Here is a 15,448-nt window from a genome sequence, read left to right on the forward strand (position 1 = left end):
TAGTGTAGGTTAGCTCTTTTGCGCCTGGCAAGCCCGCTGGACGTAAGGGTTGTGATTCCCCTGGACTTTGGCGATACGTTCGTCGCGCTGGCATTCCCAGTCCGTCACCGGGTAGAGCTTGTCCCAGGCATTGAAGAGCTGCGTCTGCTGGCGGGAAAGGTTGAGATCGTAGCGGTCGCGCATATAGAAGTAAGTGCGGGCGATGCTGCCGCGCGCGCGGGCAGGCGGTTCGGCGAGTTTCTCTTTGAAATCGACCTTCATGGCGCACTGACCGTACTGGCCTTCGCCACCGTTCCACTGGCTGTACATGAAGTTTCCGCGGTCGCCATTGACTTCACCCACGGCGGGTTGCAGGTTGTGCATATCGCTTTCCATCTGGCGGTAGACCGGATCTTTTGCGCAATTTTTACGTCCGCCATCCTGCCAGCACTGGCGCTGGTGGCCAAACTGCCAGGCCGGAACAACGTGTTCCCATTCGATTCGGCTGGCGCGGTTCTCGTTCTTGCGCACCTTATAGCCGCAGGATCCCAGATCCACGACCCCTTTCTTACCCTGCCAGTTAATTTTACAGCCGCAGTAGAAATCACCCGGCACGTCGGCGTTAATCTTTACGCCTGCGGTTTTTGCCTGTGAGAAACTGTGAATACCGTCGGCCAGAGCATGGCCGGAGAGCGCCGTCGCCAGAAAAGCGACTGTGAGAGAAACATTACGGGACATCTTACACTCCGTGTCAAAACGAGCCCGCAACGTAACGAATGTTGTTCCCGTATGCAATCAGTCAGATCAGGAAAGTTCCTGAAAGTTCGAGTGATTATTCCGCCACCAGTGGTTCGCCGCACTTTACGCAGCGATAGGTCGCCTCGCCGCGCACCACGCGGTTGTGACGGCGGACGGTAAGCTGGTGCTGCTGGCACTGGCAGCGGTAGGGAAACGTATTGCGGCGTACCGATTCCAGCTCGAACTGGTGGGTGCGGCGGGCCGGAACGCCGAGCACCGCCTCCATCATCCATTTCCACTCTTTGCCGTGCGGCGCGACGCGGCCAAAGTGTTTCCACACCAGAAGGTGGGCCAGCTCGTGCGGCACCACTTCTTCGATAAACGCCTGCTGATTTTCCATCAGCAACACCGGATTCAGGCGGATCTCATACGATTCCAGCCAGGCGGTGCCTGCCGCGGTGCCACGCTGCTGATAGACCAGCTTCGGTTCAGGATAATTGCGGCCGAGCTTCAGGTTGGCCTGGGCGAGTTTTTCCCGCAGGCTGCGCATAACGGCTTGCTGAATGGCGATGGGGAGACGGGGAGATTTCATAGGGGCAGAGCATAAAGCGGGAAGCGGGGAGGCGCAAGAGGCGCCTCCCGCAGGAAGATCAGTCGTGTGCGCCGATTTCGCGCAGAGGACGACCTTTCATCAGGTTACGTTCAATGTGTTCCAGTGAAACATGTTTGGTTTCAGGAACCAGCCAGATCGTGAGAACAATAAAGAACAGGTTCAGACCGGCGTAGACCCAGAAGGTATTGGCGTTACCCAGGGTATTGAGCATGGTCAGGAACGTTGCGCCGACGATCATGTTGGCAATCCAGTTGGTTGCGGTAGAGCAGGTGATACCAAAATCACGCCCTTTCAGCGGCTGGATCTCAGAACACAGTACCCAAATCAGCGGACCGGCGCTCATCGCAAACCCAATGATAAACATCAGCAGCATCGCCACGGCGAAGTACTGTGCCGTTGGGGAGTGAATGCCCATGTGCATCATGGTACCCAGCACGCCCATCCCGATGGCCATCACCAGGAAGCCCAGCGTCAGGGTTGGTTTACGCCCCCAGCGGTCCACCAGACCGATAGCGATAAAGGTCGCCAGCACGTTGGTCAGGCCGACGATCACGGTGCCCCACATCTGTTCGGTGGTGTTGGTGTAGCCCGCCAGTTCGAAGATTTTCGGCGCGTAATACATGATGACGTTCATCCCGGTGAACTGTTGCATGATCTGTAACAGCACACCGAGGAACACCGCGCGGCGGAAGTTGCTGTTCTCTTTGAACAGCGCCCAGCCGGACTGTTTGACCTTCAGGCTTTCGCGGATCTCTTCCAGCTCGTTTTTGGCTTCGGCGCTGGTATCACGCAGGCGTAAGAGCACGCGTTCGGCATCGTGGAAGCGGCGTTTGGCGGCGAACCAGCGCGGGCTGTCCGGCAGGAAGAAGACACCAATCAGCAGCAGAATGGCCGGAATGATGATGACGCCCAGCATCCAGCGCCATGCGCCGCTGTAGCTGAAGGCGGTATCGGAAAGATAAGCCCCCAGAATACCGATGGTGATCATCAGCTGATACATGGAAATCATGCTGCCGCGGATTTTTTCCGGTGCGATTTCAGACAGGTACAGCGGGGCAGTATAAGACGCCACGCCCACTGCCAGACCTAGCAGCACGCGGGAGAGGATCAGCACTTCAACGTTAGGCGCAGCGGCAGAGAACAGTGAGCCGGCAACGAACAGGATCGCGCCGATCATCAGGCTCTTTTTACGCCCGAGCTTAAAGGAGAGCCAGCCGCTGCCGACCGCGCCGACGGCGGCACCGAACATCATGGAGCTGACCACCCATTCCTGAGTGTGTGCGCTAATCTGGAACTCATCGGTGATGAAAGGTAATGCACCGGCAATTACGCCAATATCCAGGCCAAAGAGTAATCCTGCCAGAGCGGCGAGGAAGCAGACGAAGAACGTCATTGCCTTATTGGACGTACGCCCCTGTTTATTATTGTCAGGCATTATGCCCTCCAGTTGGGTTATCAGTTTTTACGATATTAAGAGTAGGTGAGCGGCTCATAAAAATATGTGAGTCAAATCACAACGGTGTAATCGGTTACACTAGTTTGTAACCGTAAAAATAATTAAAGCTTTGAAAATATAGAGGTAAATTAATTGATATGCATCGCGTTTGCACAAATTTCAGACTTAACTGAAAGGGAATGTAACAGCAGAAGAAATGCGATCATGCAAAGAGAATATTCTGAAAGCGGGGTATAGAAAGTGAGGTGTAAACGGTTCCAAACATTGCCGGGTGGCGGCTGCGCCTTACCCGGCCTACAAAAATTCACTACCCGTAGGTCGGGTAAGGCATAGCCGCCACCCGACATAAAAAAGGCCAGCACAAAGGCTGGCCTGTTTAAGCTGCTGGCAGTCGATTATTTCAGACCGGCAGCATCACGCAGCAGGGCGGCTTTGTCGGTTTTTTCCCAAGGGAAATGTTCGCGACCAAAGTGACCGTACGCTGCGGTTTCCTGGTAGATTGGGTGCAGCAGATCCAGCATCTGAATCAGACCGTATGGACGCAGGTCGAAGAACTCACGCACCAGCAGGGTCAACTGTTCAGAAGGCACTTTTTCAGTACCGAAGGTTTCCACCATGATGGAGGTTGGCTCAGCCACGCCGATGGCGTAGGAAACCTGAATTTCACAGCGGTCAGCCAGGCCCGCAGCAACGATGTTTTTCGCCACATAACGTGCAGCGTACGCCGCAGAACGGTCCACTTTAGACGGGTCTTTACCGGAGAACGCGCCGCCACCGTGGCGCGCCATGCCGCCGTAGGTATCTACGATGATTTTACGACCGGTCAGACCGCAGTCACCCATTGGGCCGCCGATAACGAAGCGTCCGGTTGGGTTGATGAAGAATTTGGTCGCAGAGCTCAGCCATTCAGTTGGCAGAACCGGCTTGATGATCTCTTCCATCACCGCTTCCTGCAGGGATTTCTGGTCAATATCTTCAGCATGCTGCGTGGAAAGAACCACGGCATCAATGCCGACGATTTTCCCGTCGTCATACTGGAAGGTCACCTGGCTTTTCGCATCCGGACGCAGCCACGGCAGGGTGCCGTTTTTACGCACTTCAGCCTGACGCTGCACCAGACGGTGTGCGTAAGTCACCGGCGCTGGCATCAGCACGTCGGTTTCGTTGGTCGCGTAGCCGAACATCAGGCCCTGGTCGCCCGCGCCCTGTTCCAGCGGATCGGCACGGTCAACGCCCTGGTTGATGTCCGGGGACTGTTTGCCGATAGCGCTCAGTACGGCGCAGGAGTTGGCATCAAAGCCCATATCAGAATGTACATAACCGATCTCACGCACCGTGTTACGGGTGATCTCTTCGATATCAACCCATGCGCTGGTGGTGATCTCACCGCCAACCAGAACCATGCCGGTTTTGACATAGGTTTCACACGCTACGCGCGCCTTTGGATCCTGCGCGAGGATCGCATCCAGCACCGCATCGGAGATTTGGTCAGCAATTTTATCAGGATGTCCTTCTGATACGGACTCGGACGTAAACAGGTGTTTTGCCATGTTTTATTTCACCTAAAAGGAATTTGGTTAGCTCGAACTGCTGTGTGGAATAGCCAAAGGAGATAATTCTACCAAGGCCTGCAGGATTTTGACACTGGCAGTCTGAGTGTTAATCGGTATGGATGGATTAACATCTGGACGTCTATTTTAGGTCACTTCTTCACCCGATTTCCAGTTTTTTTTGACTCACCTCTCACTGCGTTGAAAACACGGCTGGAAATTTTTCCTGACGGCGCTGGCAACCTGCGCATTTTTGTTTTGCTTTTTAGCGACCTTCTCGGTATAAAACGCGGCGCGCGGCTCATATAAAATAAGCGCTCGATGAACACATCGTGTCGCCACTTCCAGCCGGGTTAAGCAGTGAACTTTTAGCTTTGGCTTGTGGTCCGTTTCAGCAGAGGCGGCCGTGGAGGTGATACGAGATAATGAACCATTGTTTTCCGCTCATTCAGCGCAGTCGTTCTGGCGCGCATTTGATTCCCACCCGCACTTCTGGTCTAAACACCTGCCGATGTTATACCCATCTCGGTGCTTCTCAGGATTCCAGAGCCGGTCACGCTTTGTGAAAACTGAACAAGGGCGCTCTTGTTAATACAGGAGTTTTCTCGTGGTTTCGCCGAACCTTGTCATACAGAGTTCGGATACGTGTTTTACAATGATATGAATAAGAAACCGGTCGCACGGTCTGGATTTCAGCATACTCTGCTGGGAAATGGAGCCGTTAATGGGTTGTTATCGCCGTATAACGCTGCGATAGTAGTCAACTGTTTTACACTTAATACAAAGAGTTGAGGTTCGCTATGTCTGACGACATGTCTTCGCTTTCGCCTTCGTCAGCAGGCGAACAGGGTGTACTACGTTCTATGCAGGAGGTTGCGATGAGCTCCCAGGAAGCCAGCAAGATGCTGCGCACTTACAATATTGCCTGGTGGGGCAATAACTACTACGACGTTAACGAGCTGGGCCACATCAGTGTCTGCCCGGATCCGGACGTCCCGGAAGCGCGCGTGGATCTCGCTAAGCTGGTGAAAGCCCGTGAAGCCCAGGGTCAGCGCTTGCCTGCACTGTTCTGCTTCCCGCAGATCCTGCAACATCGCCTGCGTTCTATTAACGCCGCGTTCAAACGCGCGCGGGAATCGTATGGTTATAACGGCGACTATTTCCTCGTTTACCCGATCAAGGTAAACCAGCACCGTCGCGTGATTGAGTCCCTGATCCACTCCGGCGAACCGCTGGGCCTGGAAGCTGGCTCCAAAGCGGAGCTGATGGCGGTTCTGGCGCACGCGGGCATGACCCGGTCGGTGATCGTCTGTAACGGCTATAAAGACCGCGAATACATTCGTCTGGCGCTGATTGGCGAGAAGATGGGCCACAAGGTCTATCTGGTGATCGAGAAGATGACCGAAATCGCGATCGTGCTGGAAGAGGCCGAGCGTCTGAACGTGATCCCACGCCTTGGCGTGCGTGCGCGACTGGCGTCGCAGGGTTCCGGTAAATGGCAGTCTTCCGGCGGTGAAAAATCCAAGTTCGGCCTCGCGGCGAACCAGGTGCTTCAGCTGGTGGAAATTCTGCGTGAGCGCGGTCGTCTGGACAGCATTCAGCTGCTGCACTTCCACCTTGGCTCGCAGATGGCCAACATTCGCGACATCGCCACCGGCGTGCGTGAATCGGCACGTTTCTACGTTGAGCTGCACAAGCTTGGCGTAAATATTCAGTGCTTTGACGTGGGCGGTGGCCTGGGCGTGGATTACGAAGGGACACGCTCGCAGTCTGACTGCTCGGTCAACTACGGCCTGAACGAATACGCCAACAACATTATCTGGGCGATTGGCGATGCCTGCGAAGAGCACGGCCTGCCGCACCCGACGGTGATCACCGAATCCGGCCGCGCGGTCACTGCGCACCATACGGTGCTGGTCTCTAACATCATCGGCGTTGAGCGCAGCGAAATCACTGAAGCCACGCCTCCGGCAGACGATGCTCCACGTTCCCTGCAAAGCATGTGGGAAACCTGGCAGGAGATGCACGAGCCGGGCACGCGTCGTTCTCTGCGCGAATGGCTGCACGACAGCCAGATGGATCTGCACGACATTCACGTCGGTTATTCTTCAGGCACCTTTAGCCTGCAGGAACGCGCGTGGGCGGAGCAGCTCTATCTGAACATGTGCCATGAAGTGCAGAAGCAGCTCGATCCGAGCAACCGCGCACACCGTCCGATTATCGACGAGTTGCAGGAACGTATGGCGGACAAAATGTACGTCAACTTCTCCCTGTTCCAGTCGATGCCGGATGCCTGGGGTATCGACCAGCTGTTCCCGGTTCTGCCGCTGGAAGGGTTGAATCATGCGCCTGAACGCCGCGCGGTGCTGCTGGACATTACCTGTGACTCCGACGGCGCGATTGACCACTACGTCGACGGTGACGGTATCGCTACGACCATGCCAATGCCGGAGTACGATCCGGAGAACCCGCCAATGCTGGGCTTCTTTATGGTGGGTGCGTATCAGGAGATCCTCGGCAACATGCACAACCTGTTCGGTGATACCGAAGCGGTTGACGTGTTTGTCTTCCCTGACGGCAGCGTGGAGGTTGAGCTGTCCGACGAAGGGGACACCGTGGCGGATATGCTCGAATACGTTCAGCTGGATCCGAAAAAACTGCTCACCCAGTTCCGCGATCAGGTCAAAAACACCGGTCTGGACGATGCCTTGCAGCAGCAGTTCCTGGAAGAGTTTGAAGCGGGTCTGTACGGGTATACGTATCTGGAAGACGAGTAGTAAAACCTCCCTCTCCCGGTGGGAGAGGGTTGGGGTGAGGGCATCAGACCGCACGATGCCCTATACTCACTTGAACCCGTATGAATTAACGGCGATAATTCGCCCCACTATGCGATTTACGAATCAATCCCTTCCTCGTCGGGTTTAACGACGCGGAGGGGATTTTTTTTCATCTGTTTTAATGTATCGACTTTATAAGAGGTCAGGACATGAGCACTTTAGGTCATCAGTACGATAACTCTCTGGTATCTAACGCGTTTGGTTTTTTACGCCTTCCGATGAACTTCCAGCCTTACGACAGCGATGCTGACTGGGTGATCACCGGCGTACCGTTCGACATGGCAACGTCCGGTCGTGCGGGTGGACGTCATGGCCCGGCGGCAATCCGTCAGGTTTCCACCAACCTGGCCTGGGAGCACAACCGCTTCCCGTGGAACTTCGACATGCGCGAGCGCCTGAACGTGGTGGACTGCGGTGATCTGGTGTACGCCTTCGGTGACGCGCGCGAAATGAGCGAAAAATTGCAGGCGCACGCCGAGAAGCTGCTGGCGGCCGGTAAACGCATGCTCTCCTTCGGCGGTGACCACTTCGTGACACTGCCGCTGCTGCGCGCCCACGCGAAGCACTTCGGTAAAATGGCGCTGGTGCACTTTGACGCGCATACCGACACCTACGCGAACGGCTGCGAATTCGACCACGGCACCATGTTCTACACCGCGCCGAAAGAAGGCCTGATCGATCCGAACCACTCCGTGCAGATCGGCATCCGCACCGAGTTCGACAAAGACAACGGCTTCACCGTACTCGACGCGGGCCAGGTGAACGATCGCGGCGTGGACGATATTCTGGCTCAGGTTAAGCAGATCGTCGGCGATATGCCTGTCTACCTGACCTTCGACATTGACTGCCTGGATCCGGCATTTGCGCCGGGCACCGGTACGCCGGTGATCGGCGGCCTGACCTCAGATCGCGCCATCAAGCTGGTGCGCGGCCTGAAGGATCTGAACATTGTCGGGATGGACGTGGTGGAAGTGGCTCCGGCCTATGACCAGTCCGAGATCACCGCGCTGGCCGCGGCGACCCTGGCGCTGGAAATGCTCTACATCCAGGCGGCGAAAAAAGGCGAATAAGCCTTACGCGCTGATTGCTGCTGCGCGCCGCATGCGCAGCAGCAACATTCCCCAGGCCAGGGTGTGGTGTGGACAAACCCCGGTTATTTCGCGGGCGATGACCATTCCCGTCAGCGAGCCTAACAAAGGCGAAACCGCGCAGACCGCGGCCCAAAGCGCAATGCTGCTTAATAATCCCTGCCGATAATGAAGTTTGCTTTCAATAACCGGCGTTAATAATAGAGCGGAAAAACCATAACCCAGAAGAAAGCAGGTCATGAGTAGACCCTGTAACATTCTGTTTTCATTTAACTGAAAATGTTCGGCAAATTCCGGGTTTAAAATCATTACCGAGATATTTACCCGATCGACGTACGAAATAATAATGAGTAATAAAAGCGCAATCGTGCCTTGCCATCCTGCCGTCATCATGTCCGCCTTACGTTTTTTGTAACTTATATTTTTCATCAATGTGATTGTCACGGAGCTAAAATGGTTCACCTGTGAAAATCATTGTTTATTAAAGATAAATTAAAAATGAGTTTCACCGGTGAAACGCGAAAGAGGTGACGTTAATTTATTTTTAAAGAGTAAAAAGAAAGGAAGTCAATATCTTTTATTCAAAATAAGAGACCATTAAAAAAACGTATTTCTCACGCTGTAATAATGAAAATTTCATATCGCTGCATTTTTTCGTGATCCCTTGCACACTTAGTTAATTAATTGCCGATCGATTAACAAATTCGTCACATTGTCGCTTGACGAAACATTCATCGCTTTTATATTGACCGTATTAAATAAGAAACAGAGTTTCATATATGAAACAAAAGCCTGGAGGATCGTGATGAGCTGGATAGGCGTATGTGACGCAGAACAAGTACAGGAAGATTTCCCTTTTAGCGGCAACGTCGACGGGAAAGAGATCGGCGTTTACCTGATCGACGGTGAATATTACGCGCTGGAAGACGTATGCCCCCACGCCTATGCCCTGCTGAGTCAGGGCTTCGTAGAAGACGGCAAGGTGGAATGCCCGCTGCACGAGGCGGTGTTCGACGTCAAAACCGGCCAGTGTCTGCACGGCCCCGGAGGACGCAACCTCAACCGTTACCCGGTTCGGGTCTTTGAAAATCAGATTCAGATTACCTTTGTTGAGGAGACCGTGGCATGAGCGACACGCTGAACTACAACCCGGCGCTGCCGGAAAGCCGCCAGTTTACCCCGCCGGCAGAGGGCGGTAATGGCGCCATTCACAAGCCGGGCGAGTACCAGAACCTGATCTGGCAGACCCGCAGCCGCGAGCCGGAAAGCTGGGAGGTGAAGCTGATTGCGACGCTGGAAGAGCTCTTCGAACAGGGCGTTGAAACCCTGCCGGAGCTGGTAAACGGGCTGAACGCGGTGCGCATGCACGACCAGCAGGGTGAGCCGTGGAGCGACGCCAGCTTCCAGGCATTCTTACAGGTTAACGGCTACTGAGGGCAAAGCGATGACGACGACCGTACAACACTATCTGGATAAAGGCCTGCGCGGCCTCTGGTATCCGGTGCTGGCGAGCTGGGAAGTGCAGTCTGCTCCTGTGGGCATCACCCGCCTGGGCGAGCAGATTGTGGTCTGGCGCAACAAAGACGGCCAGGTGCAGGCGCTGGAGGACCGCTGTCCGCACCGCGGCGCGCGCCTGTCGATGGGCTGGAACCTCGGCGACCGCATCGCCTGCTGATATCACGGCGTAGAGGTGGCGGGCAACGGCGAGGTGAAAGACGTGCCCGCTGTGGAAAAATGTCCGCTGGTCGGCCAGCAGTGCGTGCGCAGCTATAACGTGCAGGAGGCGCACGGCGCCATCTTCCTCTGGTTTGGCGTCACCGCGGATCAGCAGCCGGACGAACTGACCTTCCCGGATGAACTCGCCGACACGGACAGCTTCAGCAACTTCCTCTGCACCGCCGCGTGGAAATGCAATTACCAGTACGCGCTGGAAAACGTGATGGACCCGATGCACGGCACCTATCTGCACTCCTCCTCGCACTCGATGGCGGAAGGGGATCGCAAGGCCGACATGGTGCTCCAGCCGACCAAAACCGGCTTTATCTTTGAGAAGAAAGGGCAGAGCGGCGTCAACTTCGACTGGGTGGAGCTGGGCAACAGCGGCACCTGCTGGATGCGTCTCTCCATTCCGTACAAGAAGCGTTTCGGGCCGGGCGGCCACTTCTTTATCGTCGGCATGGTGGTGCCGGAAGATAACGACAACTGCCGCGTCTTCTTCTGGCGCATCCGCCGCGTGCAGGGCTGGCAGCGCGATATGTGGCGCTTCATGTACCGCAACCGGCTGGAAAAACTGCACTGGGAAGTGCTGGAGCAGGACCGCGTGGTGCTGGAGAGCCTGGCGCCAAACGCCCGCGATCATGAATACCTGTATCAGCACGACGTTGGCCTCTCGCGCCTGCGTCGCATGATGCAAAAGGCCGCCAAAGAGCAGCTGGCGATGCGTGAAGCACAGCAGGGGGCCGCCTGATGAACGGACTGCTGAGCGGTAAGCGCATCGTCATAACCGGCGCCGCGCGCGGGCTGGGCTTTCACTTTGCCAAAACCTGCGCGGAGCAGGGCGCGGCGGTGGTGATGTGCGACATCCTCAAAGGCGAGCTGGCCGAGAGCGCCCACCGGCTGTGTGAGCAAGGCTATGCGATCGAATCGCACGTTATCGATCTGGCCGATCCGCAGTCCATTGAGCAGGTGTTCAGCGCGATTGGCGAGCAGGGGCAGATTGACGGTCTGGTGAACAACGCGGCGATGGCGACGGGCGTCGGCGGCAAAAATATGCTCGATTACGATCCGGATCTCTGGGATCGGGTGATGAGCGTCAACGTCAAAGGCACCTGGCTGGTAACGCGCGCCGCCGTACCGCTGCTACGCGAGGGGGCGGGCATCGTGAACGTCGCGTCCGACACCGCGCTGTGGGGCGCGCCGCGCCTGATGGCCTACGTCGCCAGCAAGGGCGCCGTGATTGCCATGACCCGCTCAATGGCGCGCGAACTGGGTGAAAAGCGTATACGCATTAACGCCATCGCGCCGGGGCTAACCCGCGTCGAGGCGACGGAATATGTCCCCGCCGAACGGCATCAGCTCTACGAAAACGGCCGTGCGTTAACGGGCGCGCAGCAGCCGGAAGACGTCACCGGCAGCGTGGTCTGGCTGTTAAGCGATCTGTCGCGGTTCATCACCGGACAGCTGATCCCGGTCAACGGCGGTTTTGTCTTTAACTAAGGTAGGGCAATGATGGCAAACGATCAGGAAGTGAAGTATCTGGTGCCGGGGCTGGAGCGCGGTTTACAGCTGCTGTTGGCCTTTGGCGAGCAGCATCGCGATCTGACCTTTGCCGAACTGCATCGGCTGGTGGATATGCCGAAGGCCACCGCCTATCGCGTGGTACAGACGCTGGAGTACATGGGATTTCTGGAGCGCAACACGCGCACCAATACCTTTTCGCTGGGCATGAACGTGCTGCGTCTTGGCTTTGAGTACATCGCCTCGCTGGACGTGGCGCAGGTCGGCCAGCCGGTGATCGAGCAATTGCGCGACGTGAGCCAGTGCAGCAGCCATCTGGCGATCCGCGACGGGCGCGACATTATCTATATCGCCCGCGTCAGCGCCGCCGGGTCGCGTATCAACCAGGTCAGCATTGGTACCCGTCTGCCGGTGCACTGCACCTCGCTGGGCCGCATGCTGTTGACCGATATTTCCCGCGCTGATTTCGAACAGCTGTTCCCGCATGAGCGCCTGCCGGGCAACACGCCGGGGCAGCTTCACGACCGCGAAGCCCTGTGGCAGATGGTGCAGCAGGACAAAGCCCGCGGGTATGTCATCGGCGAATCCTTCTTCCGCCACGGCATCTCTTCCATCGTCTACCCGGTGTATGACCGAAGCGGCCGCGTGGCGGCGGTGGTCAGCATTCTGGTGCCGTCGGAGGAGATCCCACTGAGCGACCGCGAGCGCCTGCAAAACGAGGTTCGCCTCGCGGCGGATAAAATTTCTGGCTTCTTAGGGTATCTGTCACAGGCCAGTTAAATCAGTGAGTTAACGTCAGGCGCTTGACTGCGTCGGGCATGTTTTACGCCCAATCTGGGCCAGATGAGGCAACGAACGATGAGTATAACCGGAATTGAAAAGCTGGAATTTGGTGTGGAAGACCTGACGCACTGCGCCAAATTTATGCGTGATTTTGGCCTGACGGGCGATGCCAGCGGCCAGCGTTTCACCACCCTGAGCGGCGCGCGCGTGGAGCTTAACCCGATCGACAGCCCCGACCTGCCGCCCGCGTTTGAAGCGGGCAACACCCTGCGCCGCATGACCTGGGCGGTTGCCAGCCAGTCTGAGCTGGATGCGCTGCGCCCGAAGCTGGCGCAACAGCCAGGTTTTCGTGAAGTGGGCGACGCGCTGGAATGCCTGGATCCGAACGGCATGACGCTGCGCGTGCAGGTGACCCAGCAGACCGACGTGGAGCTTAACGTCGAGCCAATAAACCAGTGGGGCGACGCCCGCCGTATCGACACGCCCAGCCCGGTTTACGATCGCGCCCAGCCGATCAACGTGGGGCATGTGGTGTTCTTCGTGGAAGAGCTGGCGGCAGTGGAGAAATTCTACCGCGAGGTGCTCGGCTTCCAGGTCTCGGATCGCTATATCAACCGCGCCGTGTTCCTGCGCTGCGGGGCGCGTGGCGGCCATCACAACCTGTTCTTGCTGCAACTGCCGAACCGCAAGCGCGGCCTCAACCATGTGGCCTTCACCGTGCGCGACATCCACGAGGTGATCGGCGGCGGTATCGCGATGAATAAACATGACTGGAGCACTTTTATCGGGCCGGGCCGTCATCCGGTGTCGTCGGCGTACTTCTGGTACGTCAACAGCCCGACCGGCGGCGCGTTTGAGTATTACACCAACGACGACTACCTGACCGAAAACTGGCAGCCGCGTGAGCTGGAGCACTCCCTGGTCTCCTTTACCGAATGGGCGGTGGAGGGCGGGATTGACCACGACACGCGCCGTCAGCAGAAAAAGCCGGAGGCGGTATGACATCGCGCATTGTCATTATCGGCGGCGGCCAGGCGGGCGGCTGGGCGGCGAAAACCCTGCGTGACGAGGGCTTCGACGGCGAGATTTGCGTGGTGGCGGAAGAGGAATGGGATTTCTACGAGCGGCCGCCGCTGTCAAAAGCGTCTCTGCTGGAGCCGGACGCGGCGCTCCCGCGGCTGTTTAGCGAAGAAGCGCAGCAGGCGCTGAACCTGATCTGGTACCGCCCGCTGCGTGCTGAATCAGTCGATCGTGAAGAGAAAATCGTGCGTTTAAGCAACGGCGAACGTCTTAGTTACAACATCCTTTTAATCGCTACCGGCGGGCGGGCGCGCCTGCCTTCGCAGGCGTGGGCCAGCCATCCGCAGGTTTATACCCTGCGCCACTGGCAGGACGCGCAGCGCCTGAAGGCGCGTCTGGCGGAAAGTCACAAACTGGCGATTATCGGCGGCGGCTGGATTGGCCTTGAGATTGCCGCTTCCGCGCGGAAAAGCGGCGTGGCGGTCACCCTGTTCGAGCAGCAGCCTGCGGTGTGCATGCGCTCGGTGAGCAGCGAGGTGTCCCAGCGCCTGGAGGCCATCCACCGCGAGCAGGGGGTGGAGATCCGTACCGGCTGCGGCGTGCTGGAGCTGGAGGACGATAATGGCCTGCCGGTCATCCACTGCGACGGCAACCGTGAAACCTTTGATACGGTCGTGGTCGGGATCGGCGTCGATCTCAATCTGGAGCTGGCGCTTGATGCGGGGCTGAAAACCGGGCGCGGGATCGTGGTGGATGCCCAGGGACGCACCTCGGATCCATTCATCTTTGCCGCTGGCGATGTGGCCCAGCACCATCACTACGGCCTGTGCATCCAGTCCTGGGCCTTCGCCCAGAATCAGGCAGTGGCGACGGCGAAAGCGATGCTCAACCCCGATGCGCCAGGTTATGACGACGCGCCGTGGCTGTGGTCGGATCAATATCAGCACAATATTCAGATCCTCGGTATTCCGCAGCCGGAGAGTAAAACGATAGTGCGTGAAGATGCGCTGTTCTTCTCGCTGGATGAAAACGGGCGGCTGACGCAGCTGGTGGCGTTCAACGATGCGCGCACCGTCAAGCTGGCGAAGCGCTGGATGGCGGCGGGGCGGGATCTGTCGAACGTACCGCTTGCCGACTCGACATTTTCACTGATGTCACTGCGATAGCTAACCCGCACCCGTAGGGGGAGAGATGACCACACTAGAGACGAACACCGCGCCGGTTGAGGCGAGCGGTGAGGGGACCCGCACGCCCGAAAAAGCGGTGCGCTGGGCCATCCCGCTGTCGCTGCTGGCCTGCGTGCTGCTGGCGTTTTTCGACAAAATCAGCATCGCGGCGCTCTTTTCGGATACCCATTTCCAGCAGGCGATGGGCATTGATTTCGACACCACGCGCCTTGGCATATTGATGAGCGCCTTCCTGCTGAGCTACGGCTTTTCGTCGGTATTTTTGAGCGGTTTAGGCGACAAAATTGCGCCGCTGCGCCTGCTCACCGGGATGATGGCTGTGTGGTGCGTGCTGATGGTGGCGATGGGCTTTACCCATAACTACACGCTGATGATCGTCCTGCGCATCCTGCTGGGCGTGGCGGAAGGGCCGCTGTTCCCGCTGGCTTTCGCCATCGTGCGCCACAACTTCCCGCAGCATTTACAGGCGCGCGCCACCATGCTGTGGCTGCTGGGCACGCCGGTAGGGGCGGCAATTGGCTTCCCGCTCTCCCTCTGGCTGCTGAACACCTTCGGCTGGCAGAGCACCTTCTTTGTCATGGCAATGCTGACCGTGCCGGTGCTTATCTTTGTGCGCATCGGCCTGCGCGGGATCCGTCTGGAGGCTAAACCCGGCACCTCGCAGGCGTCTCAGGACGAGCGGCGCGCGGCGCGGCGCGAGCTGTTCGTCAGCCCGCATTTCTGGATCATCTGCATCTTTAACATCGCGTTCCTGACCTACCTGTGGGGCATCAACGGCTGGCTGCCGGGCTACCTGATCAAAGGCAAAGGCATTCACCTTGAGCATGCAGGCTGGCTGTCGTCGATGCCGTTCATCGCCATGCTGGCGGGCGAGGTGATTGGCGCGTGGCTCTCGGACAGGGTCGATAAGCGCGCGGCGGCCTGCTTTATCTCGATGGCGGGGGCGGCGGTGGGGCTGGC

Annotated in this window: 14 protein-coding genes and 2 pseudogenes; 11 read left to right on the forward strand and 5 right to left on the reverse strand. The window is 57.5% G+C overall.

Features of this window, described 5'->3' with window-relative positions:
• Window positions 1-9: 9 nt before the first annotated feature.
• The 4 genes from endA to metK all read right to left on the reverse strand — a co-directional run bounded on the left by endA (window position 10) and on the right by metK (window position 4,336).
• Entirely contained in the window at window positions 10-717 is a 708-nt protein-coding gene (gene endA / locus C3451_RS20990) for a deoxyribonuclease I (protein WP_045623030.1), read from the reverse strand.
• 94 nt (window positions 718-811) lie between these two features.
• Window positions 812-1,309: a SprT family zinc-dependent metalloprotease gene (locus tag C3451_RS20995; RefSeq protein WP_023298567.1), complete on the reverse strand. Its 498-nt coding sequence runs from the start codon at window positions 1,307-1,309 to the stop codon at window positions 812-814.
• A gap of 58 nt (window positions 1,310-1,367) precedes the next feature.
• Complete coding sequence (galP, locus tag C3451_RS21000; RefSeq protein ID WP_023306911.1) at window positions 1,368-2,765, reverse strand: galactose/proton symporter; 1,398 nt, start codon at window positions 2,763-2,765, stop codon at window positions 1,368-1,370.
• 416 nt (window positions 2,766-3,181) lie between these two features.
• Entirely contained in the window at window positions 3,182-4,336 is a 1,155-nt protein-coding gene (metK, locus tag C3451_RS21005) for a methionine adenosyltransferase (RefSeq protein WP_022649349.1), read from the reverse strand.
• 660 nt (window positions 4,337-4,996) lie between these two features.
• On the opposite strand from metK, the gene yqgB reads away from it, so the two are divergent.
• The 3 genes from yqgB (at window position 4,997) to speB (ending at window position 8,243) form a co-directional block, all read left to right on the forward strand.
• The gene (gene yqgB / locus C3451_RS21015) at window positions 4,997-5,128 is read left to right on the forward strand and encodes an acid stress response protein YqgB (RefSeq protein WP_057979949.1); all 132 of its coding nucleotides are present in this window, start codon (window positions 4,997-4,999) and stop codon (window positions 5,126-5,128) included.
• Between the two features lie 8 nt (window positions 5,129-5,136).
• Window positions 5,137-7,113 carry a biosynthetic arginine decarboxylase gene (gene speA / locus C3451_RS21020; RefSeq protein ID WP_022649348.1) on the forward strand — a complete coding sequence of 659 codons (1,977 nt, stop codon included), beginning with the start codon at window positions 5,137-5,139 and terminating at the stop codon, window positions 7,111-7,113.
• Window positions 7,114-7,322: 209 nt separating this feature from the next.
• Complete coding sequence (speB, locus tag C3451_RS21025) at window positions 7,323-8,243, forward strand: agmatinase (RefSeq protein WP_017382921.1); 921 nt, start codon at window positions 7,323-7,325, stop codon at window positions 8,241-8,243.
• 75 nt (window positions 8,244-8,318) lie between these two features.
• Here the strand turns inward: speB and C3451_RS21030 are convergent.
• Window positions 8,319-8,651, reverse strand: a pseudogene (locus tag C3451_RS21030) (MFS transporter); the annotation flags it as partial.
• A 415-nt stretch (window positions 8,652-9,066) separates the two neighbouring features.
• On the opposite strand from C3451_RS21030, the gene C3451_RS21035 reads away from it, so the two are divergent.
• From C3451_RS21035 to C3451_RS21070, 8 genes and pseudogenes are all read left to right on the forward strand, one after another.
• Entirely contained in the window at window positions 9,067-9,390 is a 324-nt protein-coding gene (locus tag C3451_RS21035; RefSeq protein ID WP_003860044.1) for a non-heme iron oxygenase ferredoxin subunit, read from the forward strand.
• A complete protein-coding gene (locus C3451_RS21040) occupies window positions 9,387-9,695 on the forward strand; it encodes a recombinase-like helix-turn-helix domain-containing protein (protein WP_022649346.1) in 309 nt (102 codons plus the stop codon). Before C3451_RS21035 ends, C3451_RS21040 begins: the two co-directional genes overlap by 4 nt.
• A 10-nt stretch (window positions 9,696-9,705) precedes the next feature.
• Window positions 9,706-10,728: pseudogene (locus C3451_RS21045) on the forward strand (aromatic ring-hydroxylating dioxygenase subunit alpha).
• Complete coding sequence (locus C3451_RS21050) at window positions 10,728-11,477, forward strand: SDR family oxidoreductase (RefSeq protein WP_023298564.1); 750 nt, start codon at window positions 10,728-10,730, stop codon at window positions 11,475-11,477. The pseudogene C3451_RS21045 and the gene C3451_RS21050 overlap by 1 nt, the downstream one beginning before the upstream one ends.
• A 12-nt stretch (window positions 11,478-11,489) precedes the next feature.
• Complete coding sequence (locus tag C3451_RS21055) at window positions 11,490-12,278, forward strand: IclR family transcriptional regulator (RefSeq protein WP_032671673.1); 789 nt, start codon at window positions 11,490-11,492, stop codon at window positions 12,276-12,278.
• 78 nt (window positions 12,279-12,356) lie between these two features.
• Window positions 12,357-13,283 carry a VOC family protein gene (locus tag C3451_RS21060; RefSeq protein WP_038416706.1) on the forward strand — a complete coding sequence of 309 codons (927 nt, stop codon included), beginning with the start codon at window positions 12,357-12,359 and terminating at the stop codon, window positions 13,281-13,283.
• The gene (locus C3451_RS21065; RefSeq protein ID WP_045623027.1) at window positions 13,280-14,467 is read left to right on the forward strand and encodes an FAD-dependent oxidoreductase; all 1,188 of its coding nucleotides are present in this window, start codon (window positions 13,280-13,282) and stop codon (window positions 14,465-14,467) included. The genes C3451_RS21060 and C3451_RS21065 overlap by 4 nt, the downstream gene beginning before the upstream one ends.
• A gap of 25 nt (window positions 14,468-14,492) precedes the next feature.
• On the forward strand, window positions 14,493-15,448 hold a 956-nt coding region (locus tag C3451_RS21070; protein ID WP_058655660.1), incomplete at its 3' end, for an MFS transporter.

Source organism: Enterobacter sp. 301B (assembly GCF_003850715.1).
Taxonomy (GTDB): domain Bacteria; phylum Pseudomonadota; class Gammaproteobacteria; order Enterobacterales; family Enterobacteriaceae; genus Enterobacter; species Enterobacter intestinihominis.